This is a genomic window from Caballeronia mineralivorans PML1(12) (assembly GCF_001028175.1).
In the GTDB taxonomy this organism is placed as follows: Bacteria; Pseudomonadota; Gammaproteobacteria; order Burkholderiales; family Burkholderiaceae; genus Caballeronia; species Caballeronia mineralivorans.
The window spans coordinates 34,856-61,847 of record NZ_AEJF01000028.1 but is presented as its reverse complement, the minus strand read 5'-3'; the positions used below and the strand labels follow the sequence as shown (position 1 = coordinate 61,847).

Below are 26,992 nucleotides of genomic sequence, written 5' to 3'. Positions count from 1 at the left end.
ACGCTCACCGCAGCTTGAACGACGGGAACGACGGGATCCGCGGGGGCACCATTTGATCCGGCCGCACAGAAGTCGCGCCGGGCTCGCTCGCCGCAGCCGCACCGGAAGCCGCTTCCGATCCCGACGCCGCCACAGCCGGCGCCGCTGTAGCACTTGGAGCAGGCGCCGCGCCCACATCTTCGTACTTCGGCAAAGACTCGGTGCTGTCGCTCGCGCTGTTGTCGCCGCCGATCAAATACTGGCGGCGCTGCAGATACGCGTTGCGCACGAACGAATACTTGTCGAGCGCGGCGCCCGAAAGCACATCGCCGGCGCCAAGCAGGTTGGCCCGCGTGTTGATCAGTTGCACGCCAAAGAGCGTGGTGCGGAACCAGGCTGGGTCCACATAGCTCGTCACACTGCCGAAATAGTCGACAACCGTGCCCGCCGTATCGCGAACCGTACTCGGTCCCAGCAGCGGCAGCACCACGTACGGCCCCGCCGGCACGCCGTAATGGCCGAGCGTCAAGCCGAAGTCCTGGGTGTGCTTCGGCAGCCCGGCAACGCTCGCCACGTCGAAGAGGCCAGCCACGCCGAAGATCGAGTTCATCACAACACGCATGATGTCCGACACGCCATCCGCAATCTTCAACTGCACCAGGTTGTTTGCGGCCGTATAAATATCGCCGATATTGCCGAAGAAGTTCGTCACGCTGTCGCGCACCGGCTGCGGCGTTACATATACGTAACCCTTCGCAAGCGGCTTGAGCGCGACCTGATCGATCTTGTCGTTGATCGTGAACATCGTCCGGTTGTAACTCTCGAACGGATCGCCCTTGGTCGGCGTCGTTACGGTAGCGCACCCGGCAAGCATCGCCACCGCGACCATCACAGCCGCGCTATTTACGCGCATCGCCTGCATTTCTTCTTCTCCTTATTGATGCTGAGCCGAAGGCTGGCCCGTTTCGCGAGATCGGCCAAGTTTCGACTGCCTGGATTTGCACGACTCACTTACTTAGCCGTCGCGCTCGCACCCATCGCGCTCGCTGCGCCGGGAAATGCGGGCGCAGCAGGCGTTGCAGGTGCAGCGGGCGTTGCCGGGCTTTTCGATGCACCCGAATCCGCTGCCTTGTTGTACAGAAATTGCCCGATCAGATTCTCGAGAACGACCGCCGATTGCGTCATCGAAATGGTGTCACCGGCCTTGAGCATCTGGTCGTCGCCACCCGGCTCCAGGCCAATGTACTGCTCGCCGAGCAAGCCCGACGTCAGGATTTTCGCCGACGAATCTTTCGGAAACTGATATTGCTTGTCGAGATCGATCGTGACCAACGCCTGATACGTGTTCTGGTCGAAGCCGATCGAATTGACGCGGCCAACCGTCACGCCCGCGCTCTTCACCGGCGCGCGCGGCTTTAGGCCGCCGATGTTGTCGAATTTCAGCTTGACCTCGTAGGTCGGCTGAAACGACAGCGAACTCATGTTGCCCGCCTTCAGCGCGAGGAATAACAGCGCCACAAAACCCAGCACCACGAAGAGGCCGACCCAAAAGTCGAGAGCAGCAGTCTTTTTCATCGTCTTCCCAAAGAATCTTGTCGCAGTTTTTTGCGTGAAGGACAGTGCCCTCCACAACGTCCACGAACCGGTGAGCCGAATCGCCACGCAGGGGCGCAGCGGTCTCGACCGGAGTCGTTAATTGAACATCAGCGCGGTCAGCAGGAAATCCAGCCCGAGCACGGCCAGCGACCCGTACACCACCGTTTTCGTGGTCGCGCGCGACACGCCTTCCGGCGTCGGCTGGGCTTCATAACCCTGGAACAGCGCGATGAACGTGACGGCGAAGCCGAACACCACGCTCTTGATCACGCCATTGCCTACGTCACTCCATACATCAATGCCGCCTTGCATCTGCGACCAGAACGCGCCCTCATCCACGCCGATCATCAGCACGCCGACCACGTAACCGCCGAAAATGCCGACCGCGCTGAAAATGGCGGCCAGCGCCGGCATGGCGATGATGCCCGCCCAGAAGCGCGGCGCGACAACCACCTTGAGCGGATCGACAGCCATCATTTCCATGGCCGTGAGTTGCTCGCAGGCTTTCATCAAGCCGATCTCGGCCGTCAGCGACGTGCCCGCGCGGCCCGCGAACAGCAACGCGGTCACGACCGGCCCGAGTTCGCGCACCAGCGACAGCGCGACCAAGAGGCCAAGCGCTTGCTCGGAGCCGTACCGGTTAAGGGTGAGATAACCCTGCAAACCGAGCACAAAACCGACGAACAAGCCGGAAACCGCGATGATCAGCAGCGAATAGTTACCGACAAAGTGGATCTGTTTCGTGACAAGGCGCGGCCGGCGCAGTAATGGAAAGAATTCGACGACCAGGCGCAGAAACATGCGCGTGGCATAACCGATTGTGCCGAAGCCGCCGAGCACCGTGCGTCCGAGGGCGCTGATCATGCCTTCGCTCCGAGTCCAAAGTCCGCCGCCAGCGGCGTCGTACTGGAATAGTGAAATTTGAACGGACCGTCTGGCGTACCGTCGATGAATTGCCGCACCGACGGTTCCTGCGACGCCCGCAATTGCGCCGGCGTACCTTCGGCCAGGATCCCGCCGTTCGCGATGAAATACACGTAGTCCGCAATGGCGAACGATTCCGGCACATCATGCGTCACAAGAATCGACGTGGCGCCGAGTGCGCTATTCAGCGTGCGGATCAAATTAGCCGTAATGCCGAGCGAAATGGGATCGAGGCCGGCGAACGGCTCGTCGTACATCATCAGTTCGGGATCGAGCGCGATGGCGCGGGCAAGCGCCACGCGGCGGGCCATGCCGCCCGATATCTCCGATGGCGCCAGATCACGCGCGCCGCGCAGGCCGACCGCGTTGAGCTTCATCAGCACGAGGTCGCGCAGGAGTTCGTCGGGGAGGTCGGTGTGTTCTCGCAGCGGGAATGCGACGTTGTCGAACACGGTCTGGTCGGTGAAAAGCGCACCGAACTGGAACAGCATGCCCATTTTGCGGCGAAGTTCGTAGAGGCCTTCGCGGGTTTGCGTGCCGACGTCCTTGCCGCCGAACAACACCTGGCCGCGCTTGGCCTTGACCAGGCCGCCGATCAAACGCAGCACGGTCGTCTTGCCACAGCCGGAGCCGCCCATGACAGCCACGACCTGACCGCGCTTGAAACGCATGTTCAGGTTCGATAAAACGAGCCGGTCGCCGTAGCCAAAATCGACGTCGCGAAGCTCTAGCAAGGTCTCGGGAGAAGCTGACACGGGGGCTGGCAATCCTTTTACGCAAGAGGCCGAATTATAGGGCCTCTGCGTGACAGGTGTCGTGGCGGTCCCTTTCGACTGGTTTAACGATCCGAACTTTTTTCCGATTCCGGCGCATTATCGCGCGAATTCGTGTTGCAGCGCAGAAATGGCCGCCGGCACGTCTGCCGCTTCTGTAACAGCCCGCACGACTGCTGCACTGCCGACACCGGTTGACAAAATTTGTCGCAGAACGGAACCGTCAATGCCGCCGATTGCGACCAGCGGCACAACGCCGTCGAGCAGGCGTACATAGCGTGTCAGACGGGACAAACCTTGCGGCGCCGTTGGCATGACTTTCGTCGTAGTCGGGAACACCGCCCCGAGTGCGAGGTAGCTCGGTTTGAAATGCAATGCCTTCAGCATTTCGTAGTAGCCGTGCGTGGACAGGCCGAGCCGCAAGCCCGCTTCGGCAATCGCGTTCAGGTCGGCCGTTTCCACGTCCTCCTGCCCCAGATGCACGCCGTATGCACCGGCTTTGATAGCTTCGCGCCAATGATCGTTGATAAAAACTTGCGCGTAATGCCGGGCGCCCGCGGCCACGGATCGCTCGATTTGCTGCTTGAGATCGCCGGAATCGGTGGTTTTACGGCGTAATTGCGTCGTTTTAACGCCGTGATCGAGAACCCGCTCGACCCAGTCCGCGCTCGGCAGGACGGGATATAAGCCCAGCCTGTCCGGGCAATGGGGGAACGGTTTCGAAGGCGGCGCGGGCAAATTCGCCACCGTCGGGAAGACGGAAAATTCGACGGGCCACGCATCGAGTTCATCCAGGTTGGCCGGACGCCACGCGAGCGCCAGCACAAGCGCGTCGTGCGGCTCGAAACCGCAATCGAGGAACGCAGCCAGCGCGGCCGGCCAATCATCGGACCATTCACCTTTCAGCGTGTAATCGGCGCTGTTCAGCTTCAGCGTGGCCAGGCCCGCTTCCAGGTTCAGCAGACCGACGCCCTCCGGCAGCGGTTTTTCAAGGCCACCGCCCACGATCAAATCCCCTTCCGACGGATGATCCGGCGTGCTCAGGCAAATTCGCCATTGTTTCGATCCCGCCGGCCAGTCGCCCAGCCGCCGCCGGATCTGCTCGGCGGCTTCCAGCAGTTCATCGGCGGGCGGCCAAAACACTTCTTTCTCTTGCGACAACATGCTCATGCAGCGCTCCCGTCTTGATGCCAGAACGGCATGCCGACCACCGGCGTGCTCGCTTGTGCGCTATCACGCTCGGCCATTGGCCCGGCGAGATAGGCCATTCGCCCCGCCTCGACGCCCAGCGCAAACGCACGCGCCATCTGCGGCGGGAACGTCGCCTGTGAGACGGCTGTGTTCAGCAACACGCCGTCGAAACCCCACTCCATCACCTGGCACGCGTGCGACGGCACGCCAAGACCGGCATCGACGATAAGCGGCACATCCGGCAGCCGCTCACGCAAGGTGCGCAATCCGTATGGGTTCGTTACCCCTTTACCCGTGCCGATAGGCGCGCCCCACGGCATCAACGCCTCGCAGCCGACATCGAGCAGGCGCCGGCCAATCACGAGATCCTCTGTGCAGTACGGCAGCACCTTGAAACCGTCGCGGATCAGCTTCTCGGCAGCTTCCACGAGGCCGATCGGATCGGGTTGCAGCGTGTAGTCGTCGCCGATAAGTTCGAGCTTCAGCCACGGGGTATCGAAGAGTTCGCGCGCCATGTGGGCCGTGGTCAGCACTTCGTCCACTGTCTGGCAGCCCGCGGTGTTCGGCAGCAACGCGACGCCGTGACGCTTGAGGACATCGAAGAAACCGGCCTCGCCCGTGTTCGACTGGCGCCGCAACGCGACGGTGACCATGCCGGGACGGGCGGCATCGATGGAATCCGACAGCGATTGCAGCGACGGATAGCGCGATGTCCCCAGCAGCACCCGGCTCGGGAATGACGTGCCGTAGAGCGTGAGGGTATCGGCGGTGGTGATCGTGGAAGTCATGATTCGATTCCTTTAGTTACGCTCAGCCGCCGGCGACTGGCGAGACGATGTCGAGTTTGTCGCCGGCGTTGAGCGCCTTCGATGCATGTTCGGCACGCGCGACGAATTGCCCGTTCAGCGCCACGGCAAACGGCGGTTTTGCGCCGAAGGCCGCGAGGGCGTCGGTGACGGTGGCCGCGTCGGGCATGGAGAACGGCTGTTGATTGATGTGAATGTTCATGATGAATCTCAAAGCACGGGCGCCGCGTGTTCGCAGCGCAGCAAGGCTGACCAACGGGCTTGGCGGCGCCAGTCGTCGAAGGAATCGGGGTCGGTGATCGTGCCGCCGAGCAGCGCTTCGGCAAGCGCTCGGGCGGAGTCGGCGACTTCGGGCGCGATCATATAACCGTGTCGATACAAGCCGTTCACCCGCAAGGTTCGTGCGCCGTCCCAGACAATCGCCGGTCGATGGTCGGGCAACGTCGGCCGGCATTGCGAATTCAGTTCGAGAATGCGCGCCTCGCCAAAACCGGGGTGCACTGCGAACGCCGCGCTCAGGAGTTCGAGCGCTGAGCGCACGGTCATCGGCGACATGTCTTCGCCTTCTACTTCAGTCGCGCCGATCACGTAGAGGTCGTCCTGTTTTGGCGCGATGTAGAGCGGGTATCGCGGATGCAGCAGCCGCACGGGCCGCCTCAGGCCAATACCCGGCGCATGCACACGCGCCACTTCGCCGCGAATGCCCCTTAACGCGGGCCACGCCGGTTTACCGCCGAGACCACGGCAATCGATGACGAAATGCGCGTCCGGCGGGGTATCGATTGTCGTATTCCAGTGGATATCGACATTACGCTCGGCCAACCCCGCCGCCAGAGCCGTCAGCACCTGCCGGTTATCGAGCTGGCCTTCGTTCGGTAGCAGCCAGCCTTGCGCGAAGCGCGTGCCGAGCGACGGTTCCGCCGCCGCGACCTGTGCGCCGGAAAGCTTGACGAAACCGCTCTGAAAGAGCGCCGCAGGCGCGTTCGCACGCAAACGGCGCTCGAACAACGGCGCTTCGGCGCGATCGCCGGCGTGCCAGACGACCAGCGTGCCATTGCGCTGGAAAAACACCGGTTCGGGCAACTCGGCGATAAAACCCGGCCAGCGCTCCAGCGACGCCGCCCCGAGTTCCGTAATCAGCAATTCCGCGCTGGCGGCTTCGGCGAGCGGTGCGAGCATTGCCGCCGCGACCCAGGCCGCCGATTGCGTGCCAGCAGCGTCGCCACGGTCGTACAGCGCCACGCGATGCCCAGCGCCCGCCAGCAGCCACGCAACCAGCCGCCCGCACAATCCACCGCCGACGACGGCGAAATCGTCTCGCCCGGACACATGGGACCTGGTGGAATGGGCAGTGGAATGCATAACGGTGTTCACGATGACGACGTCTCCTCAGCAGGCGCTGCAGAACGCACGGAGCACAAAGCACGGAAGTCGAGATCGGGAGGGACGCCCGTTTCGAGCCCTGGTTGCGCGCTCGGCGCACAAAACATATTTCAGGGACGAAACCACGGCGAGAGAGCGGCTCGGGAGCACATTGCGTGCGCTTCCTGGGCCTGCAAAGTACTGGAAGAAACTGGAAACGCGGCGGTCTCCGGAAACTTCCCTCGCCGGTATTACCCGGATCGGGTGCAAAGGGACTCTCTCAGCCTCGCCGCGCATTCTCCGTTCTGGTTAGTCGGGAGACGCGTGCCGAAGCACCCCTGTTTCGTCATCGATCATTAAAACATAAAAGCGAAACGGCCCGCAAACGGGGAAGGGCCGGGGGCAGCCCGGGACAAATCCGGACAGCCTTCCCTTTCGTTCGTGCAGCGCGCACTCTGGCACAATGCCGCGAACGCCGGGGTCGTCTGCGGCGCATGCATGGTCGGGCAAGCGCCCGGCTGTTGCGTTGCATCAGCACGGCGAGGATTAAGGAACAGTTAAGTCACGCCCGAAACAATGCTCCGGCGCGCTGTCTTTAATGGTCTCTTACGATCACGATCGTTAAGGCGGAGCTGAACCATCCGCATCGATACCGCCAAGTTACAACCTGCCGCCGAGCCGGCACGTCTTCAGGAAGCTCATGACCACCACACCTCCCGGCAACACCGAACAAAACGCCGACAAAGTGTCGGCGTGGAGTCTTATCAGGCCTTACTGGGTATCGGAAGAACGCGGCATTGCATGGCTTTTGTTGATCGCGATCATCGCGATCAACATGACGGTCGTGTACATCAACGTCCGCCTGAACAAATGGAACGCGGACTTCTACAACGCGCTGCAGACCAAGAACGTCACCGACTTCCCGCATCTGCTGATGATCTTCACCGGCCTTGCGTTTGCGTACATCCTGCTCGCCGTGTACGGCCGCTATCTGCGCCAGATGCTCGGCTTCCGGTGGCGCCAATGGCTCACGCACCGCTACCTGGAACAATGGCTTGGCGATAAAGCCTTCTACCGCATAGAACGCGATCGTCTCGCCGATAACCCCGACCAGCGGATCGCCGATGACCTGCAGTCGTTCGCCTCGACCACGCTGGCGTTGTCGCTGGATTTGTTGTCCACGCTCGTCACGCTCGTGACCTTCATCACGATCCTGTGGACGCTGGCGGGCGCGCTGAGCTTCTCGTTGTTCGGTACGCCGCTCAACATTCCGGGCTACATGGTCTGGGCTGCCGCGCTGTACGCGGTGCTCGGCTCGCTCGTAATTCAGCGCTTCGGCCATCCGCTGGTATCGATTAATTATCAGGCGCAGAAAGTGGAAGCGAACTTCCGTTTCGGCCTGATCCGCATTCGCGAGAACGCCGAGCAAATCGCGTTCTACGACGGCGTATCGACGGAAACCAATAACGCGAAAACCATCTTCCAGACGATCCGCCAGAACTACTGGCAGATCATGAAATACACGAAACGCCTGACCTTCGTGCTGTCTTTCTACGGTCAGATCGCGCTGATTTTCCCGATCATGGTCGCAGCGCCCCGCTACTTCGCGGGCGCGTTCTCGTTCGGCGTGCTGATGCAGATCAGTTCGGCATTCGGCACCGTCAGCGACTCGTTTTCATGGTTCATCAATAGTTATTCGACCTTGGTCGAATGGCGTGCCACCGTGAACCGGTTGCGCGAATTCAAGCGCGTGATGCGCTCCACGCACATCAAGGAAGCGATCTCGCCGGCGACTGCCCACGGCGGTATCAACCTGCATTACACGAGCACCGACGCGTTGACCACGACCGGGCTGAAGCTCGCGTTGCCGAACGGTACGCCGCTCGCGACGGTAGCGGATATCGCGGTGAAACCGGGTTCGCGCTGGCTTGTGCACGGGCCGTCCGGTTCGGGGAAAAGCACGTTGATGCGCGCGCTGGCCGGCTTGTGGCCGTTCGGCGATGGCACGATCGACGCCCCCGTCGATGCCAAGCTGATGTTTATCCCGCAGCAGAGCTACTTGCCGATCGGCACGCTGAAGGCAGCGTTGAGTTATCCGTCGGCAGGAGAAGCGTTCTCCGATGCAGACTGCCGCGAAGCCTTGCGCGCCTGCAATCTGAACGCGTACGGCACGCGTCTGGAGGAATCCGGGCACTGGGCAAAGATGATGTCGCCGGGCGAACAGCAACGGCTGGCGGCTGCCCGCGTGCTGCTGCACAAGCCGGACTTCATGTTCCTCGATGAAGCCACCAGCGCGCTCGACGCCGAGAACGAGATGCTGATCTACACGGCGATCATCGATGCCTTGCCGAACGCCGCGATCGTCAGCGTGGCGCATCGCGAGTCGGTGTCGGGGTTCCATGAGAACCGGATCGAGATCGAGCGCGCGGGCGCTGAGAGTCTGGCGGTTTAACGTCGGCGTGCTTATTTGAGGTCCGCTGAACGCTGACGTTGCAGGCGTTTGCATCTCACGTTCACGGGCCTTTTCAATTCGAGAGCATCCGGGAAGCAGGTTCTTTTTGGCCTGCTTTTCGCGTTTAATGACGCACCGTAGAATGTTCCCGCGCCTGCGCCTTGCAGGCTTTGAACGGGAGACGGGATGCGCGCGTTCGAGTGGTTCACCGAGTTGACGACGCGCGAGCGCCGCACGCTTTACGCAGGTTTCGGCGGTTACGCCGTCGATGCCTTCGACTTCATGATCTACTCGTTCCTCATTCCCACGCTGATCGCCGCGTGGGGCATGACGAAGAGCGAAGCCGGAATGATTGCGACGAGTTCGTTGATTTCATCGGCTATTGGCGGCTGGCTCGCGGGCATTCTCTCCGATCGATACGGCCGCGTGCGCGTGTTGCAGTGGACCATTGGCACGTTCGCGTTCTTCACCTTTCTTTCCGGTTTCACGCATTCATTCGGGCAGTTGCTCGCCACGCGCACGCTGCAAGGCGTGGGCTTCGGCGGCGAATGGTCCGTGGTGACCGTGATGATGGCTGAGACCATCCGTGCGCCTCAGCATCGGGCGAAAGCCGTGGGTACCGTGCAGAGCAGCTGGTCGTTTGGCTGGGGCGCAGCGGCGATTCTATATTGGGCGTTCTTCGCACTGCTGCCGGAAGATACCGCCTGGCGCGCGTGCTTCTGGATCGGTATCCTGCCGGCGCTATGGATTCTCTACATTCGACGCAACGTCTCCGATCCCGACATCTACGTAGCTACGCGCCGCGCTCGCGATGCCGGCACTGAAACCGCCACTTTCTCCGATATCTTCAAGGGTTCGCACCTCAAGACAACGATACTGGGCAGCGCGCTATGCACCGGCATGCTCGGCGGCTATTACGCGATCACCACGTGGCTGCCGACCTATCTCAAGACCGAGCGACATCTGTCTGTGTTCAATACGAGCGGTTATCTCGTGGTGCTGATCGTCGGCTCGTTTCTTGGTTATGTGTTCGGGGCCATTCTCTGCGACAAGATCGGGCGGCGCGCGTCGTTCGTGCTGTTTGCCATCGGCTCGTTTGTGCTCGGCATGATCTACACGATGATCCCCATCACCGACCACGCAATGCTGCTGCTCGGTTTTCCGCTTGGCATTGTCGTGCAGGGGATTTTTGCAGGCGTTGGCGCTTATTTATCGGAGTTGTATCCGAACGCGATTCGCGGCTCGGGACAGGGGTTTTGCTACAACCTCGGGCGTGGGCTGGGATCGTTCTTTCCGATTCTCGTCGGCGTGTTTTCGCAGGGCATGTCGCTTGTTAAAGCGATAGGCGTCGTCGCGGGGACAGGGTATCTGCTGGTGATTGTCGCTGCGTTGTTGCTGCCGGAAACGCGTGGTAAGGCGCTAGGTGCGGTGAGCGGGTAAGGGCTTTTCGTTGCACGATAACGCTGGTTTTTTTGCGTTGGAAAGTCGTTTCAACTACCGTTGAAACGACCTCTTTCTTCGTCCTGAAAGCGGCAAGCACGAGGAGTTTGTCGTCGTCGGAATGGTGGACGAGGTGAACGTCCATCACGCTCTCTTTGCCAGCGAAACGTTCTTCACCGGGTGCGTGAAAGTGGAACTGGACCAGTTGATAGGCGTGGTCGCCAAGGGCGATGCTGTCGGTGCCGGGTGCTGCGTTGAACTGGATGGAGTGCCCGGAGTTGGTGATATCGATTGGAAGGGGCTGATAGTTGATTTTCAGGCGGGGCATATCGGTGGGGGCTTTCTTTGCGCCCTCGATATTGATCGGCGATTCGGCGCGGCCACCTTCGCAAGCGTGAAAGTCTTTGCTGATTTCGCCCCAGTGCTCGGGTCCGTGTTCGCCGTTGTAGGTCCAGTCGTGGTTCGGTTCGGCAGATGCGGCGAGTGCAACGAAGGCCGTTAATAGGAACGCGCCGCTGGACAATCGTTTGATCTTGTTCATTATTATGCCCCTGAAATTGTGAGGGCATGAGCATGCGCTGACGGATAACGCGAGGCTATCGGAGAAGTCGCAATAGCGGGTGACGGAAAGGCAAACGATGAGATGGACGGCTCGGCTCGGGACCGCAGGGATTAGGAGACTCTGCGTTCACAAACGAAAAAACCGGGCCAAAAATCAGCCCGGTCCAATCCACGTCCTGCAAGAAACAAACGCTTACCGTGGCAATTCACTAGACCCCATCAAAAACGCATCGACGGAACGGGCACACTGCCGCCCTTCGCGGATAGCCCACACGACGAGCGACTGGCCGCGCCGCATATCGCCGGCGGTGAAGACCTTGTCAACAGAGGTGAAGTACGCCCGATCGCCTTCAGTCGCGGCACGCACATTGCCGCGCGCGTCCTTATCCACCCCAAACGCCTCGAGCACCGGCGATGCGGGCTGCGTAAAGCCCATCGCCAGCAGCACTAGATCGGCTTTCATTTCGAACTCCGAACCCGCCACCTCCTGCATCTTCCCGTCCTTCCATTCGACGCGGACAGCGATCAGCTTCTCGACCTTGCCGTTCTTGCCTTCAAAGCGCTTGGTAGCAACCGACCAGTCGCGCTCGCAGCCCTCCTCATGCGACGACGACGTACGCAACTTGATCGGCCAGTACGGCCAGACCAGCGGCTTGTTTTCCGTCTCTGGTGGCTGCGAAAGCAACTCGAACTGCGTCACGCTTTTAGCGCCATGCCGATTCGATGTCCCGACACAATCGGAACCCGTATCGCCGCCACCGATCACGACAACATGCTTGCCCTTGGCAATCAGCTGATCAACGACCGTATCGCCCGCATTGACCTTGTTCTGCAGCGGCAGGAATTCCATCGCGTAATGGATGCCTTGCATTTCGCGCCCCGGTACCGGCAAATCACGCGGCGTTTCCGAGCCACCGGCAATCACGACAGCATCGAATTGCTCGCGCAGCTCATCGGGCGAAATGGTTTCACGCGATGAATTCGCGATATGCCCCGGCAGCGGGTCCCGACCAATAAACACGTTGGTCCGGAACGCCACGCCTTCGGCCTCCATCTGCCGCATGCGCCGGTCGATCAGCCACTTTTCGAGCTTGAAATCGGGGATGCCATAACGCAGCAATCCGCCGATGCGATCGTTCTTCTCGAACACCGTCACGTCATGCCCAGCGCGTGCCAACTGCTGCGCAGCGGCCAGTCCCGCAGGCCCCGATCCGACCACGGCAACCTTCTTGCCGGTCTTGTGCTTCGACGGCATTGGTGCGACCCAGCCTTCGGCCCAGGCTTTATCGATGATCGCGTGTTCGATCGACTTGATGCCGACCGGATCGTCGTTGATACCAAGCGTGCACGCCGTTTCACACGGAGCCGGACAAATACGCCCCGTGAACTCCGGAAAGTTATTCGTGGAATGCAGCACTTCAATGGCCGTCTTCCAGTTCTGCTGGAACACCAGGTCGTTGAAATCCGGAATGATGTTGTTCACCGGACAGCCGTTATTGCAGAACGGGATGCCGCAATCCATACAGCGTGCGCCCTGGATCTTCGCGTTCTCGTCCGACAGTGCGTGAACGAATTCCTTGTAATGCTTGACGCGAGCGAGCGGCGCTTCGTAGGTCTCATGCTGGCGCTCGAACTCGAGAAAACCGGTTGCCTTGCCCATGTGGTTCTCTTTCTCTGTATTGGGGGGTTAATCCACCCTTCGACGTCCAACGCCGAAGGGCCGTACTAGATCAGAAACAGCCAAAGCTCAGGCCGCGATCGCGTCTTTCGCTTTCTTCGCGCCCAACTCACCGAGCGCCCGCTTGTATTCCGTCGGGAAGACCTTCACGAACTGACGGCGCGACGCATCCCAGTTCTCGAGCAAGGCTTTCGCGCGCGGCGAACCGGTGGACTGGAAGTGCTGCTCGATCAGGTTTCGGAGCAACACTTCATCGGTTTCACCGGTGTGCCACAAAGCGCGGTCGACGGTGCGTTCCTGTTCGGCCTGTTGCAGCACCGGATCGAGCGCGACCATCGCCTTGTTGCACTTGCTGCCGAAGGTACCGTCTGCATCGTAGACAAACGCTACGCCGCCCGACATGCCCGCCGCGAAGTTGCGCCCGGTTTCGCCGAGAACAACCACCGTGCCCCCGGTCATGTACTCGCAACCGTGATCGCCGGTGCCTTCCACGACCGCCGTTGCACCCGAGTTACGCACGGCGAAACGCTCGCCCGCGACGCCGCGGAAATACGCTTCGCCTTCAATCGCGCCATACAGCACCGTATTGCCGCAGATGATGTTTTCTTCCGACTTGCCGCGGAAGTCGTTAGTCGGGCGAATGATGATGCGCCCGCCCGACAGACCCTTGCCGACGTAGTCGTTGCCATCCCCGACGAGATCCAGCGTGATGCCCTTTGCCAAAAACGCGCCGAAACTCTGCCCTGCCGTGCCCTTCAACTGGATGTGAATCGAGTCGTCGGGCAGGCCGTCATGGCCATACTTCCTTGCGATCAGACCGGACAACATCGCGCCGACCGTGCGGTTCACGTTGCGCACCGGTTGAATGAATGACACGTGCTCGCCCTTCTCGATAGCCGCCTTCGACTTCTCGATCAGAACGTGATCCAGCGCTTTCTCGAGCGCGTGATCCTGGGTCTCGACATGACGCGTCGCGATCTCGCCGTTGTTCGGCACTTGATAGAACACCTTCGAGAAATCCAGACCCTTCGCCTTCCAATGCTCGACACCCTTCTTCGTATCGAGCAGTTCGGCGTGACCGATCAGGTCGTCGAATTTGCGAATGCCCAGTTGCGCCATGATTTCCCGCACTTCTTCAGCGATGAAGAAGAAGAAGTTCACCACGTGTTCCGGCTGTCCCGTGAACTTGGCGCGCAGTACCGGATCTTGCGTCGCGACGCCGACCGGGCAGGTGTTCAGGTGACACTTGCGCATCATGATGCAACCCTGGACGACGAGCGGCGCGGTCGCAAAACCGAATTCATCGGCGCCGAGCAGCGCACCGATCACCACGTCGCGGCCAGTCTTCATCTGACCGTCCGCCTGCACGCGGATACGACCGCGCAGGCGGTTGAGCACCAGCGTTTGCTGCGTTTCGGCCAGACCCAGTTCCCAAGGCGTGCCGGCATGCTTCAGCGACGACAACGGCGAAGCGCCCGTACCGCCGTCATGGCCGGCGATTACGACGTGATCGGCCTTCGCCTTGGCAACGCCTGCGGCAACGGTGCCCACGCCCACTTCCGACACCAGCTTCACCGAAATACTCGCCTTCGAGTTCGCGTTTTTCAGATCGTGAATAAGCTGCGCCAGGTCTTCAATCGAATAAATATCGTGGTGCGGCGGCGGCGAAATCAGGCCCACACCCGGCACCGAATACCGCAACTTGCCGATGTAATCGCTGACCTTATGACCCGGCAGTTGTCCGCCTTCGCCCGGCTTCGCACCCTGCGCCATCTTGATCTGGATCTGATCCGCCGACGACAGGTACTCCGCCGTGACGCCGAAGCGTCCGGACGCAACTTGCTTGATTCGCGAGCGCAGCGAATCGCCGTCTTTCAACGGGATATCGGTGACGACTTCGTCGCCGATCACGGAGCGCATGGTGTCGCCGTTCTTGATCGGAATGCCGCGCAGTTCGTTGCGATACCGGTTCGCGTCTTCGCCACCTTCACCCGTGTTCGACTTCCCGCCGATACGGTTCATGGCCACAGCCAGCGTGGCATGCGCTTCGGTGCTGATCGAACCCAGCGACATCGCGCCGGTCGCAAAACGCTTGACGATTTCCTTCGCCGGTTCCACTTCATCGAGCGGAATCGCCTTCGCCGGATCGACCTTGAACTCGAACAAACCACGGAACGTCATGTGACGCTTGGTCTGGTCGTTGATCAGGTGCGCGTATTCCTTGTACGTCTGGTACGAGTTGCTGCGCGTGGAGTGCTGCAGCTTGGCGATGGCATCCGGTGTCCACATGTGCTCTTCACCGCGCACGCGATACGCGTATTCACCGCCCGCATCCAGCATGTTTGCGAGCACGGGGTTCTCACCAAACGCCTCACGATGCAAACGAATGGCTTCCTCGGCCACGTCGAAAATGCCGATACCGCCGACCTTCGATGCCGTGCCCTTGAAGTACTTCTCCACGAGATCGCTGGAGAGCCCGACCGCTTCGAAAATCTGCGCGCCGGTGTACGACATGTACGTGGAAATGCCCATCTTCGACATGACCTTGTACAAGCCCTTGCCCACGGCCTTCGTGTAGTTGTAGATGGCTTTATCGGCGGAAAGATCGCCCTTCAGGCCTTCGGCCATTTGAGCGAGCGTTTCCAGCGCGAGGTACGGGTGCACAGCTTCCGCGCCGTACGCGGCGAGCAGCGCGAAGTGATGCGTCTCGCGCGCCGATCCCGTTTCCACGACCAGACCCGTGCTCGTGCGCAGACCGTGCTGCACGAGATGCGTATGGATAGCGGACGTAGCGAGCAGCGCCGGAATCGCCAGGTTGTCGCGATCCATCTTGCGATCCGACACGATCAGCATGTTGTAGCCGGACTTCACCGCATCCACGGCTTCCGCGCACAGCGAGGCCAGACGTGCTTCCACGCCTTCGTTGCCCCATGCCACGGGATAGCAGATGCTCAGCTCGTACGAACTGAACTTGCCGCCGGTGTATTTATCGATCGCGCGAATCTTCGCGATGTCCTTGAAGTCGAGCACAGGCTGCGAGACTTCGAGACGCATCGTCGGGTTGATGTTGGTCGTGTCGAGCAAGTTCGGCTTCGGGCCGACGAACGACACCAGCGACATCACCATGTTCTCGCGGATCGGGTCGATCGGCGGGTTCGTGACCTGCGCGAACAACTGCTTGAAGTAGTGATACAGCGTCTTGTTCTTGTTGGACATGACGGCCAGCGGCGAGTCATTCCCCATCGAACCGACGGCTTCCTCGCCTAATTGCGCCATGGGGGCCATCAGGAACTTGACGTCTTCCTGCGTATAGCCGAACGCCTGCTGACGATCCAGCAATGCAGCCGCTTCACGACGCTGCGTTTCGACGTCCTCGGCCTTCGGCTCGATCTCGTCGAGCTTGATGCGCACGGCGTCGATCCAGCTCTTGTACGGCTTGCCGTTCGCGAGGTTGTCCTTGAGCTCCTTGTCGTCGATGATCCGGCCTTGCTCCATGTCGATCAGGAACATCTTGCCCGGCTGCAGACGCCACTTTTTCACGATCTTCGATTCCGGCACCGGCAGCACGCCCGATTCCGATGCGAGGATCACGAGGTCGTCGTCGGTGATGACATAACGCGCCGGACGCAGGCCGTTGCGGTCGAGCGTGGCGCCGATCTGGCGGCCGTCGGTGAATGCGATCGCGGCGGGGCCATCCCACGGCTCCATCATCGCGGCGTGATATTCGTAGAACGCGCGGCGGTTGTCGTCCATCAGCGTGTGCTGTTCCCATGCTTCGGGAATCATCATCATCATGGCGTGAACGAGCGGATAACCCGCCATGACCAGGAGTTCAAGGCAGTTATCGAACGATGCCGTGTCTGACTGGCCCGGATAGATCAGCGGCCAGAGTTTCGGCAGGTCGTCGCCGAGCACGTAGCTGGCGATTGCGCCGGTACGCGCGTTCAGCCAGTTGACGTTGCCCTTCACGGTGTTGATTTCACCGTTGTGCGCGATCATCCGGTACGGGTGCGCCAATTCCCACGCGGGGAACGTGTTGGTGGAGAAGCGCTGGTGCACGAGCGCGAGTGCCGACACCGTGCGTTCGTCTTGCAGGTCGCGGTAATACACGCCGACCTGACCGGCCAGCAGCAGGCCCTTATAAACGATGGTGCGCGCCGACATGGACGGCACGAAGTATTCCTTGCCGTGCTTGAGCTTGAGGGCCTGGATGCGGTGACTGGCGGTCTTGCGGATCACGTACAGCTTCCGCTCGAGCGCATCCGTCACCACAATATCTTTCCCGCGGCCGATAAAAATCTGCCGGATCAGCGGCTCGCTGGCCTTCACGGTCGGCGAAATCGGCATGGTGGCGTCGACGGGGACATCGCGCCAGCCGAGCACGATCTGGCCTTCGGCCTTCACGGTGCGTTCCAGTTCCTGCTCGCACGCGAGACGCGACGCGTGCTCCTTCGGCAAGAAGATCATGCCGACGCCGTACTCGCCTTCCGGCGGCAGCGTCACGCCCTGCTTAGCCATCTCCTCACGATAAAACCCGTCGGGGATCTGAATCAGGATGCCCGCGCCGTCGCCCATCAGCTTGTCGGCGCCGACTGCGCCGCGATGGTCGAGGTTCTCGAGGATCTTCAGACCCTGCTGGATGATTTCGTGGCGCTTCTTGCCCTTGATATGCGCGACGAAGCCGACGCCGCAGGCGTCGTGTTCGTTGGCCGGGTCGTACATGCCCTGCGCGGCGGGAGCGGAACCGAGAGTCGGCGGCAGTTGATCGTTCATGGGTCACCGTGTTCTGTGGGGGGCCGAGAGCGGCCGTTGAACATGTTTTTTGTATTGCTCGCGCCACCGGCAGGCCAAGACCCTGAACCTGGGCGAAAAACGCGAAGCCGGTCGTGCAAACGGACGCGATGCGTCCCGAACTGCCGGAAAACGAAATATACGCGATTAATCAAAAAGTTGGCAACCAAAACACGATGATCTGACACCTATTATCGAGTTGGTGCACGATTGCCCCATTTAATTAGTTCCATATCAATAAAGACCAAAAAATAAACGGCATCCCGATTTTTGTCGTCATGCCGTTCGGTCATTCTTCAGTTCGGGCGCAAAAACTCCGTTAATGGGTCTGAGGAGTCTCGCGAACCTTGCGCGGACGGCCGCGGGGCAGCGGTGAGACGCGCCGGTTGGCGGCTCGCCCGGCCCATTCCCTGTAGGAGTCGCTGCCGAGCACCCAGCCCTTGAGCGTTGCCTGAAGCAGCCGGTTGGCTTCGCGTTCGTCGAGCGGTTGCTCGCATAGCTCCGTATAGGCGCGCTGGCGTTCGAACGGCGTATTGCCGAGCTTCCAATAGAGCGGATGGTCGGTAATGAGGCTGTCGAGCGTCAAGCCGATGTGATGGCGGTAGCTCGACCATTTGTAGTCTTGCGGGAGAGCCGCGAGTTCGGCGTGCACCGGCGCCATCTCGACCACCCGGCTCGCCAGCAGGAAGTAGGTTTCGCCTTCGATCACCGTCGCCCGGTAGCGGCCCTCCCACAAGGTGCCGCGACGGGCATAACGGCGATTGAAGTGCGCGACGTAGCGCCGGCCGACCGCCTGCATGGCTTTCGGCAGGCTGGCTTCGTCGCGGGGGGTGACGAGCAGATGCACCGCACCGGGCATCAGCGCGTAGGCGTGAATGGCGAGATGGTGGTCGCGGGAGGCCGTTCGGAGGCATTCGACGAAAAGCTCGTAGTCCGGAGCTTCGACGAAAGCGGGCTGCTGGTCGAGACCGCGCAAGATGACGTGCTGCGGCTGTTCGGGAACGTAGAGTCGTGCAAGCCGTGCCATGCTGGATTTTCCGTTGGTCGAGCGTTGGTCGGGTTCGGGGTATTCCGGCGGTCCGTCAAAGCCACATTCTGGGCCACCTTGAAATTTTTCGTTCAAGTGCTGTGAGGCGCATATCAGCCGGGAAAATCAGGAGCTTGGCACCGCGCTAAACCAATTGGAGCCAGCATTCTTCTTAGGGAAAACGCTCTGCGGCCAAGCATGGTTTGTTTCAAATGTTCTGTTCATAATTAGCGTGCTTTTTCGGAGGAGCACTCAATGACAATAAAACGGGTTGTTACGGGGGTCACCGCGTTCGCATGCATGTCTGGCGCGGCGCATGCACAGTCGGCAAATACTTTTTTCGTCACCACCGGCTGGTTCCATTTCGCTCCAATCTCCAGCAGCGGCCCGCTCAAGGAAACGAGCGTCGGCGGATCGCCAGTCGGCATTGAAGTGCCGAATACCGGCGCTAGCCTGTCCAACGCCGATACCGCAGGTTTCACCGCGGGCTACTTTGTCACCGACCATATAGCCGGCGAATTCGTTTTAGGCATTCCGCCCACCTTCGACCTGAAGGGCGAAAAGTCGTACTCGCAATATGGCACGCTCGGTTCGGCCAAGCAGTGGAGCCCGACGCTGCTGCTGAAGTACTACTTCATGCAGCCGCAGTCGAAGATCCGCCCGTACGTTGGCATCGGTGTGACACGGGTGTGGTTCACCGACGCAAAAATTACGAATACCGGTTTCGAAACTAACGTGCTGCATGGTCCGACCGATGTATCGACGGATAGTTCGTGGGCTCCCGTGTTTAATGCAGGCCTTACATACGCGTTCAGCGAACACTGGTTCGCCGGTTTTTCCATCTCCTTCGTGCCGCTTCACGCCACCGCTAAGCTGACAACCCAGGCGCAGACGCCAACAGGCCAGCTCACCGTGACGTCGGAAGCAAAACTCAAACTGAATCCGATCGTGACGTATCTGAACGTCGGATACCGGTTTTAAACGCACCCGCCTGGCCCGCTGTTCCTGCTGCTCCACCTACGCCAGGCGAGAAACAAACGCCGTCCCGAGGGTTCCTCGCGACGGCGTTTGATTTTTCAGCGTTTGTAAAATTGACACGCTGACGACCTTTTTCAGGTAAGCCAGCGCAGTTTCTACTTTTCCCTGAACTTCTATTTTTCACCGGACGCCTTGCGCGGCAAGCCTTGGCCGTGCGATGTTGAACGCGTCGGGTCAATCGGCATCCAACTTGCTCACCTTCAGTTTTTCCGCTATTTCGCGGCCCATCCACGATTCATCCATCGACGGAGCGATCCTATGAACGCATTCCCCAATACGCGAGATGCCATCGGAGATTCATGGAACTCCACCAGCCGCCGTGCACGCCGGATTTCGCGTCACAGCCGCGAAGCAGCACAGGATATCGGCAGCGAATTGCGCACGCTGATTTCGGAAATTGAAGAAACGTTGTCGGAAGGGACATCAGCCGACGTCGCTGTGCTGCGGGCCCAGTTGAGCAAGAGCGTGGATTCGGCACGCGCGCGTTTGAACGACACGCACGACGCGGTACGCGCTCGCGCGAATACGGCCCTGGCCGATGCGGACACCTATATTCACGACAAACCGTGGCAAGCCATTGCCCTGGTGGGCGGCCTGGCGCTGGTGGCGGGCGTGTTGCTGGCCCGCGTCCGATAAGCGTTTTGCTTGTGCAGACAAAAAAACGCGCGCCGGAATCGCTTCCGGCGCGCGTTTTCTAATGCGTTCGCTTTTTCAGTTCAATCGAGAAAATCCGCGCCGATCACATCGATACGATCCGTACAGATCGCGTCGACACCCCATTGCGCGAGCTCACGCGCCCGCTCCGGGTCATTGACGGTGTAGGCGAGAATCCGCAAGCCGGAATCCTTGATCTCGGCAACCAGCCGCTCGTCCAGCGTCTTGTGGTCAGCATGCAGCGATACGCACGACAGCGCGGCGGTTTGCGCCCGCCAGTCGCCGGGAATGGTTTCGTAGAGCATGCCGCGCGGCAGATCGGGCGCAGCCTCGGCGGCCGCCGCAAGCGCAGCATAGGAAAACGACGACAACAACGGCGCCGGTTCCGCGCCCGACCACAGGCGCGCGGCCTCCCGCGCCACTAAAACACCCGTTTCCTCGTCGCGCCCTTCGCACGGCTTGATTTCGATATTCGCCGCCAATCCATGCGTAAAACAGCGTTCGGCAACCTGAGCGAGCGTCGGCATGCGTGCACCGGCGAAACGCGGGTCGAACCAGCTACCGGCGTCGAGTCGTTCAAGTTCTTCGTAGCGGAAGGTTTTCGCCGCGCCCCGACCGTTCGATGTGCGCTCGACGAGGTCATCGTGTAGTAAAAACACGACGTTATCCGCCGATAACTTCGCGTCGAACTCGATCATTTTCAGGCCGAGCCGGGCGCCGGTATCGATACCGTCGAGCGTGTTTTCCGGCGCGACTTTCCCGCCGCCACGATGCGCGACGATGCGCGGATAAGGCCAAATTTTCATCGTTAATGTCCTTTTAGTTCACGCGCAAACCGGTCGCCGGATCGAAGAAATGCAGCCGGTGGGCCGGTAGCGCCACTTCCAGCGCCTCACCTCGAGCCGGACGATGTTCATGTGGCAAACGTGCCGCGACATCGTGTTTGCCCCAACGGCCATGCGCGAGATTATCGGCGCCGAGGAGTTCGCAGGAATCGGCTGTCAAGGTCGCGTGCGCGCTCTGCTGCCCCGGCAGCATGTGTTCCGGCCGGATGCCTAACACCCACTCGCGGCCCTTCAGCTCCTGCTGCAGCGTTTGCATGCCCGCGAGCGGCAGGCGCGGCCCATTGCCCGCGACGTCGAAGGTCGAACCGTCGTCCGATACACGCCCTTCCAGCAAATTCATTGCCGGAGATCCGATAAAACTCGCGACAAACACAGTCGCCGGGCGCTCATAAACCTCGGTCGGCGGTCCGATCTGCTCCGCGCGGCCGCGATTCATCACAATCACGCGTTGAGCGAGCGTCATGGCCTCGATCTGGTCGTGCGTGACGTAGAGGCTCGTGGTCGCGAGACGCGCATGCAGCCGCTGGATTTCCAGCCGCATTTGCACGCGCAACTTGGCGTCGAGGTTGGACAGCGGTTCGTCGAAGAGAAACACCGCCGGTTCGCGCACGATCGCGCGGCCCATCGCCACGCGTTGCCGCTGGCCGCCGGACAACTCGCGCGGCTTACGCGCCAGCAGTGGCTCGAGCTCCAGGATCTTCGCCGCGTTCTGCACGCGCTTATCGATCGCTGCCCGATCCACGCCGCCGATCTTCAACGCGTACGCCATGTTCTGCGCAACGCTCATGTGCGGATAAAGTGCGTAGTTCTGGAACACCATCGCGATGTCGCGATCTTTCGGCTCCAGCGTATTCACCACTTTCTCGCCGATGGAAATCGTCCCTTCGGACACGCTTTCCAGCCCCGCGACCATCCGCAGCAAAGTCGACTTCCCGCAGCCCGACGGTCCGACCATGACGACGAATTCGCCGTCGGTCACTTCCACGTCGATGCCATGCAGAACGAACTGCTTGCTGTCGTAGGTTTTCTTGACGCCTTGAAGGCTCAGTGCAGCCATCGGACCGCCTTCATTTAAGTGCGCCCGCGACCGTCGCAAAATGCGCGACCGCGATGCCGGGTTCATAGAATTTGTGCAGCAACTCACGCCACGTCTGGTAGTCGGCGGAGTTGCGGAAACCTTCCTGATGCGCTGCGACCGTTTCCCACCGCACGAGCAGCACGTACTGCGAGCCGTTGTTCGCGTCGGCGCCGCGCACCAGTTCGTGCGAGAGATAACCCGGTTGCGCCGAGATGATCTTCCCGGCTTCAGCGAACGCCGCTTCGAACGCGGTTTCTTCGCCGGCTTTCACCGGCAGTTGAGCAATTTCCAGGATCATTGAATGAGCCTCCGTTATTTTTCGGAATCGACGAGACCGCGCACGAACCAGCGCTGCATCGTCAGTACGACTGCGAGCGGCGGCAGCATGGCGAGCAGCGTCGCGGTCATGACCAACTGCCACTCGGTAGCCGTGTCGCCGGAAGCGATCATGCTCTTGATGCCGACCACCGCCGTTTGCAGCGACTGGTCGCTGGTGATCAGGATCGGCCACAGATACTGATTCCAGCCATAGATGAACGTGATCACGAACAGCGCGGCAATGTTCGTCTTCGACAGCGGCAGCACCACGTCCCACAAGAATCGCAACGCGCCCGCACCGTCGATACGCGCCGCCTCCATCAGTTCATCGGGCAGCGTCATGAAGAACTGGCGGAACAGGAACGTAGCCGTCGCCGATGCGATCAGCGGCAGCGTCAGACCGGCGTACGTGTTGCTGAGATGCATCGATGAAACGACCTGAACCGTCGGGAAAATCCGCACTTCCACCGGCAGCATCAGCGTGATGAAGATTAGCCAGAAGGCCAGGTTTTTAAACGGGAAGCGGAAGAACACAATGGCGTAGGCCGACAGCATCGAGATCGAGATCTTGCCGATCGAAATCACGAGCGCCATGACAAGGCTGTTCAGCAGCATGTGGCCAAACGGCGCCGCCGCGTTGCCGCTGCCGTGCGTCCAGATGTTCGCGATGTTCTCGAACAAGTGCGTGCTTGGAACCAGCGATAGCGGCACGCTGAATACTTCCGCCTCGCTCATGGTGGCCGCGCAGAAGGCGATGTACACCGGAAACACCACCAGCAGCACGCCCAGGATCAGCACCGCATGGCAAAAGAGGTCAAAACCGCGACGATTTTCGATCATGAGTACTGCACCCGACGTTCGATAAAGCGGAATTGCACGACCGTCAGCGCCACCACAATCAGCATCAGCACGACCGACTGAGCGCCGGAGCTGCCTATATCGAGCCCTTGGAAGCCTTCGGCGAAGATTTTGTAGATCAAAGTCTTTGTGGACTGGGCGGGGCCGCCACCGGTCGCGGCATCGATGACTGGGAAGGTATCGAAGAAGGCGTAGACCACATTGACAGTCAGCAAGAAGAAGCTAGTCGGCGAGAGCAAGGGCAAAGCGATCCCGAAGAAACGCCGTACAGGACCCGCACCGTCAATAGCCGCCGCCTCGATCAACGAGCGCGGAATGGCCTGCAGACCGGCGTAGAAAAACAGGAAGTTATAGCTGACCTGTTTCCACACCGACGCCAGCACGACCAGGAACATCGCCTGGGAACCATTCAGCGCGTGGTTCCAGACAATGCCGTATTTCGCGAGCGCATAGGTCACCAAACCAATACTCGGATTGAACAAAAACGACCAAAGCACAGCGGCAATAGCCGGCGCAACCGCGTACGGCCAGATCAACAGCGTCTGATAAAGCTTCCTGCCTCTTGTCACCCGATCGGCGCACGCGGCCAGCAGCAACGAGATCACGAGCCCCGAAACGGTGACAAGCGTGCAGAAAATAATCGTTGTGTTGAACGACGAGAGATAGAGCGGATCGGTGAAGATTTGCTTGAAATTCGCCAGCCCGACAAACTCGCTCGATGTCCCGAACGCGTCCTGACTCTGCGTGGCCTGCCACAGTGCTTCGCCGGCCGGCCACAGAAAAAAGAGCGCGGTGATCGCGAGTTGCGGCGCGACCAGCAGGTAAGGCAGCAGGCTCGTATTGAACCGCGATCGTTTTTCCATGGCGCGTTTAGCTTCCGGCCTTTTCGAAACGGCGCAGCAGATCGTCGCCACGCGAAGCGGCTGAATCCAGTGCTTCCTTCGGCGTTTTCTTCTGCGCCCAGACCTGCTCGAGCTCTTCGTCGACGATCGTACGGATCTGCGGCATGTTGCCCAGGCGCAAGCCCTTCGTGAACGGCAGAGGCGGTTTGTTCAGCATCTGTTTGATCGCGGTATCGGCGCCGGGATTCTTCTCGTAGAAGCCCTGCTTTTGCGTCAACTCATAGGCAGCCGTGGTGACCGGCAGATAACCCGTGTCCTGATGCCATTTGGCAGCCACTGCCGGCGAGCTCAGGTAAGCGAGGAACTTGGCGACACCCTTATACGTTGCCGGATCTTTCCCGGAGAGCACCCAAAGACTCGCGCCGCCGATAATCGCGTTCTGCGGTGCGCCCTTCACGCTCTCGTCGTAGGGCATCATGCCTGTGCCGAAATTGAACTTCGCGTACTTCTTGATGTTGGCAAGCGAGCCCGACGAGTTGGTCAGGATGCCGCAATCGCCGCTATAGAACTTCGATACCGCCTCGTCCTTGCGGCCGACATACGTGAACGTGCCTTCCTTCGCCATGTTCTGCAGGAACTGGATGTGCGCGACCTGCAGCGGCTTGTTGAATTCGAGCACGGCGTCGGTGCCGTCGAAGCCATTATTCTTCGATGCGAACGGCACGCCGTGCCACGCGCTGTAGTTCTCCAACTGAATCCAGCTCTGCCAGCCCGACGAATAACCGCACATTCCCGCCGCCTTCAGCTTTGTCGCATCGGCTTCGAGTTCGCCCCAGGTCTTCGGCGGATGGGTCGGATCGATGCCGGCTTTCTTGAACGCGTCCTTGTTGTAATAGAGGACGGGCGTCGAACTGTTGAACGGCATCGAAATCAGGTGGCCCGTTTTCGAGTCGCTGTAATAACTTGCAATGGTTGGTACGAATGCTTTCTCGTCCAGCGGAACGCCGGCCTGCTTGAATACATCGGAGACAGGAATCACGGCTTTCTTGGCCTGGATCATCGTGGCCGTGCCGACTTCATAAACCTGCAGGATGGCCGGCGCGTTGCCGCTGCGATACGCCGCGATGCCCGCAGCCATCGTCTGGTCATAGCTGCCCTTGAAAACCGGCACGATCTTGTAATCGCTTTGCGACGCGTTGAAGTCGTTCGCAATATCATTCACGCGCTCGCCGAGTGCGGATTCCATCGCATGCCAGAACTGGATTTCGGTGGCGGCCTGTGCCTGACTTGCGCCAAAGGCGAGTATGGCGGCAACGGAAAAGGCGCCCGCCAGCAACTTACGACTACTCATGAGTAACCTCTCCTTGAACCCCGGTGGAGTTTTTTGGTTGGAACAAGCGCGGAACGCGCCTGGAACGCGCGATTCTAATTGTCGTCCATGACGAATAGACGACCGTACTCTTTTAATGCGTAACGATCCGTCATGCCTGCTATGTAATGCGCGATAAGACGCGCCTGCGTGCGGCCTGCAGGTGTCTCGCTGCTGTGGGGGTCGTTGGCGGACTCTTCGGCAACCGGGCCGCGTGCCTGATAAGCCGGCGGCAGCAGGCGCGGGTCGTCGTTGAACGCCTTGAACAGGCCGCCCACCACGCGCCCCGCTTTGTTCGCCATCCGCATTACCCGGTAATGGCGGTACAGGTTCTTGTAGAGGAAGCGCTTGAGTTCGGTCGCCTGGGCGGCGACGTTCTCGCCGTGCGTGACGATCGCCGGCGCATTGCGGACGTCGTCGACCGATTGTGGATTCAAGCGCGCCAGATTCGCACTGGTCGTTTCGATCAAGTCCACGATCAACGTGTTGATGATCCGGCGAATGGTCTCGTGAATCAGCCGGCGCCCTTCGATATCCGGATACTCGCCGCGTGCCGCTTCGTAATGTGTCTGCCACAGTGCGACGTCGGCGAGTTGGTCGAGCGTGATCAGGCCGGAGCGCAGGCCGTCGTCGACGTCGTGATTGTTGTAGGCGATTTCGTCGGCAACGTTTGCGATCTGCGCTTCTATCGACGGCTGCTTGCGATTCAAAAACCGCTCGCCCAACGCGCCGAGCTTCAGCGCGTTTTCATGCGAGCAGTGTTTGAGGATTCCTTCGCGGGTTTCGAAGCAGAGGTTCAGGCCGTTGAACGCGCCGTAGTGTTCTTCCAGTTCATCGACGACCACGAGGCTCTGCAGGTTGTGTTCGAAGCCGCCGTGATCGCGCATGCATTCGTTTAGTGCATCCTGTCCGGCATGGCCGAACGGCGTATGGCCAAGATCGTGCGCCAGCGAAATGGCTTCGACCAGATCCTCGTTCACGCGAAGATTACGCGCCACGGAACGCGCGATCTGCGCGACTTCCAGACTGTGCGTCAGCCGCGTACGGAACAAGTCGCCTTCGTGATTCACGAAAACCTGCGTCTTGTATTCGAGCCGCCGGAATGCCGTGGAGTGGACAATGCGATCGCGGTCACGCTGGAACTCGGTGCGCGCAACCGGCGGTTTTTCGTCGAAGCGGCGACCGCGCGACTCAGCCGAATGCGCGGCATACGGTGCGAGATGTGCTTCAAGCGCGAAGCACGTCGGCGTGATGCTGGAAACCTCGAATGTCTTGTCGCTCACCGGCTGCTCCGAATCATCGTCGTTTGCTTCGTCGTGTTTTTCGGGGAAACGGCCGTGCCTCGACGCAGCGTCAAGGAGAGTCGGCGCGATGCCCCAATCTGGAACGTCTCGCGGCTTGGCGGTTACC

Annotated in this window: 23 protein-coding genes and 1 riboswitch; of the genes, 4 read left to right on the top strand and 19 right to left on the bottom strand. The window is 60.5% G+C overall.

Annotated features, from left to right (window positions below; all coding sequences use genetic code 11):
* Nucleotides 1-4 precede the first annotated feature (4 nt).
* The 8 genes from EOS_RS04450 to EOS_RS04415 form a co-directional block, all read right to left on the bottom strand.
* Nucleotides 5-901, bottom strand: a complete 897-nt coding sequence (locus EOS_RS04450; protein ID WP_047845389.1) for an MlaA family lipoprotein — start codon at nucleotides 899-901, stop codon at nucleotides 5-7.
* Between the two features lie 89 nt (nucleotides 902-990).
* The gene (gene mlaD, locus EOS_RS04445) at nucleotides 991-1,554 is read right to left on the bottom strand and encodes an outer membrane lipid asymmetry maintenance protein MlaD (protein ID WP_047845388.1); all 564 of its coding nucleotides are present in this window, start codon (nucleotides 1,552-1,554) and stop codon (nucleotides 991-993) included.
* 117 nt (nucleotides 1,555-1,671) lie between these two features.
* Complete coding sequence (gene mlaE, locus EOS_RS04440; RefSeq protein WP_047845387.1) at nucleotides 1,672-2,439, bottom strand: lipid asymmetry maintenance ABC transporter permease subunit MlaE; 768 nt, start codon at nucleotides 2,437-2,439, stop codon at nucleotides 1,672-1,674.
* Nucleotides 2,436-3,254 (bottom strand): ABC transporter ATP-binding protein, encoded by an 819-nt coding sequence (locus tag EOS_RS04435; protein WP_047845386.1) that lies wholly within the window; start codon nucleotides 3,252-3,254, stop codon nucleotides 2,436-2,438. The genes mlaE and EOS_RS04435 overlap by 4 nt, the downstream gene beginning before the upstream one ends.
* A gap of 117 nt (nucleotides 3,255-3,371) precedes the next feature.
* Nucleotides 3,372-4,442, bottom strand: coding sequence for a thiamine phosphate synthase (gene thiE, locus EOS_RS44165; RefSeq protein WP_075645284.1), 1,071 nt, complete (start codon nucleotides 4,440-4,442; stop codon nucleotides 3,372-3,374).
* On the bottom strand, nucleotides 4,439-5,251 hold the full coding sequence (locus EOS_RS04425; protein WP_047845385.1) for a thiazole synthase: 813 nt from the start codon (nucleotides 5,249-5,251) through the stop codon (nucleotides 4,439-4,441). The genes thiE and EOS_RS04425 overlap by 4 nt, the downstream gene beginning before the upstream one ends.
* A gap of 22 nt (nucleotides 5,252-5,273) precedes the next feature.
* Nucleotides 5,274-5,471 (bottom strand): sulfur carrier protein ThiS, encoded by a 198-nt coding sequence (gene thiS / locus EOS_RS04420; protein WP_047845384.1) that lies wholly within the window; start codon nucleotides 5,469-5,471, stop codon nucleotides 5,274-5,276.
* An 8-nt stretch (nucleotides 5,472-5,479) separates the two neighbouring features.
* Entirely contained in the window at nucleotides 5,480-6,631 is a 1,152-nt protein-coding gene (locus tag EOS_RS04415) for an FAD-dependent oxidoreductase (protein ID WP_047845383.1), read from the bottom strand.
* A 220-nt stretch (nucleotides 6,632-6,851) separates the two neighbouring features.
* Nucleotides 6,852-6,981: riboswitch (TPP riboswitch) on the bottom strand.
* Between the two features lie 350 nt (nucleotides 6,982-7,331).
* Here EOS_RS04415 and EOS_RS04410 point away from each other — a divergent pair.
* Nucleotides 7,332-9,083 carry an ABC transporter ATP-binding protein/permease gene (locus EOS_RS04410; RefSeq protein WP_047845382.1) on the top strand — a complete coding sequence of 584 codons (1,752 nt, stop codon included), beginning with the start codon at nucleotides 7,332-7,334 and terminating at the stop codon, nucleotides 9,081-9,083.
* Nucleotides 9,084-9,269: 186 nt separating this feature from the next.
* On the top strand, nucleotides 9,270-10,523 hold the full coding sequence (locus EOS_RS04405) for an MFS transporter (RefSeq protein ID WP_047845381.1): 1,254 nt from the start codon (nucleotides 9,270-9,272) through the stop codon (nucleotides 10,521-10,523).
* Here EOS_RS04405 and EOS_RS44160 read toward each other — a convergent pair.
* From EOS_RS44160 to EOS_RS04385, 4 genes are all read right to left on the bottom strand, one after another.
* Complete coding sequence (locus EOS_RS44160) at nucleotides 10,417-11,064, bottom strand: carbonic anhydrase family protein (RefSeq protein WP_075645283.1); 648 nt, start codon at nucleotides 11,062-11,064, stop codon at nucleotides 10,417-10,419. The genes EOS_RS04405 and EOS_RS44160 overlap by 107 nt on opposite strands.
* A 213-nt stretch (nucleotides 11,065-11,277) precedes the next feature.
* Nucleotides 11,278-12,744 carry a glutamate synthase subunit beta gene (locus tag EOS_RS04395; RefSeq protein WP_047845379.1) on the bottom strand — a complete coding sequence of 489 codons (1,467 nt, stop codon included), beginning with the start codon at nucleotides 12,742-12,744 and terminating at the stop codon, nucleotides 11,278-11,280.
* Nucleotides 12,745-12,831: 87 nt separating this feature from the next.
* Nucleotides 12,832-17,535 (bottom strand): glutamate synthase large subunit, encoded by a 4,704-nt coding sequence (gltB, locus tag EOS_RS04390; RefSeq protein ID WP_047845378.1) that lies wholly within the window; start codon nucleotides 17,533-17,535, stop codon nucleotides 12,832-12,834.
* Nucleotides 17,536-17,872: 337 nt separating this feature from the next.
* Complete coding sequence (locus EOS_RS04385) at nucleotides 17,873-18,580, bottom strand: transposase (RefSeq protein ID WP_047845377.1); 708 nt, start codon at nucleotides 18,578-18,580, stop codon at nucleotides 17,873-17,875.
* A 255-nt stretch (nucleotides 18,581-18,835) separates the two neighbouring features.
* On the opposite strand from EOS_RS04385, the gene EOS_RS04380 reads away from it, so the two are divergent.
* Together EOS_RS04380 and EOS_RS04370 are read left to right on the top strand one after the other, a co-directional pair.
* Nucleotides 18,836-19,561 carry an OmpW/AlkL family protein gene (locus tag EOS_RS04380; RefSeq protein WP_047845376.1) on the top strand — a complete coding sequence of 242 codons (726 nt, stop codon included), beginning with the start codon at nucleotides 18,836-18,838 and terminating at the stop codon, nucleotides 19,559-19,561.
* Nucleotides 19,562-19,876: 315 nt separating this feature from the next.
* Entirely contained in the window at nucleotides 19,877-20,254 is a 378-nt protein-coding gene (locus EOS_RS04370; RefSeq protein ID WP_047845374.1) for a DUF883 family protein, read from the top strand.
* Nucleotides 20,255-20,334: 80 nt separating this feature from the next.
* Here the strand turns inward: EOS_RS04370 and ugpQ are convergent, their stop codons facing one another.
* The 7 genes from ugpQ to EOS_RS04335 form a co-directional block, all read right to left on the bottom strand.
* Nucleotides 20,335-21,078, bottom strand: coding sequence for a glycerophosphodiester phosphodiesterase (ugpQ, locus tag EOS_RS04365; protein WP_047845373.1), 744 nt, complete (start codon nucleotides 21,076-21,078; stop codon nucleotides 20,335-20,337).
* A gap of 13 nt (nucleotides 21,079-21,091) precedes the next feature.
* On the bottom strand, nucleotides 21,092-22,174 hold the full coding sequence (locus tag EOS_RS04360; RefSeq protein ID WP_047845372.1) for a sn-glycerol-3-phosphate import ATP-binding protein UgpC: 1,083 nt from the start codon (nucleotides 22,172-22,174) through the stop codon (nucleotides 21,092-21,094).
* Between the two features lie 10 nt (nucleotides 22,175-22,184).
* Nucleotides 22,185-22,493: an antibiotic biosynthesis monooxygenase family protein gene (locus EOS_RS04355; RefSeq protein ID WP_047845371.1), complete on the bottom strand. Its 309-nt coding sequence runs from the start codon at nucleotides 22,491-22,493 to the stop codon at nucleotides 22,185-22,187.
* A 14-nt stretch (nucleotides 22,494-22,507) separates the two neighbouring features.
* On the bottom strand, nucleotides 22,508-23,353 hold the full coding sequence (gene ugpE, locus EOS_RS04350) for a sn-glycerol-3-phosphate ABC transporter permease UgpE (protein ID WP_047845370.1): 846 nt from the start codon (nucleotides 23,351-23,353) through the stop codon (nucleotides 22,508-22,510).
* Nucleotides 23,350-24,234, bottom strand: coding sequence for a sn-glycerol-3-phosphate ABC transporter permease UgpA (ugpA, locus tag EOS_RS04345; protein WP_047845369.1), 885 nt, complete (start codon nucleotides 24,232-24,234; stop codon nucleotides 23,350-23,352). The genes ugpE and ugpA overlap by 4 nt, the downstream gene beginning before the upstream one ends.
* A gap of 7 nt (nucleotides 24,235-24,241) precedes the next feature.
* Nucleotides 24,242-25,564 carry a sn-glycerol-3-phosphate ABC transporter substrate-binding protein UgpB gene (gene ugpB, locus EOS_RS04340; protein WP_047845368.1) on the bottom strand — a complete coding sequence of 441 codons (1,323 nt, stop codon included), beginning with the start codon at nucleotides 25,562-25,564 and terminating at the stop codon, nucleotides 24,242-24,244.
* Nucleotides 25,565-25,638: 74 nt separating this feature from the next.
* The gene (locus EOS_RS04335; protein ID WP_047845367.1) at nucleotides 25,639-26,865 is read right to left on the bottom strand and encodes a deoxyguanosinetriphosphate triphosphohydrolase; all 1,227 of its coding nucleotides are present in this window, start codon (nucleotides 26,863-26,865) and stop codon (nucleotides 25,639-25,641) included.
* Nucleotides 26,866-26,992: the final 127 nt, after the last annotated feature.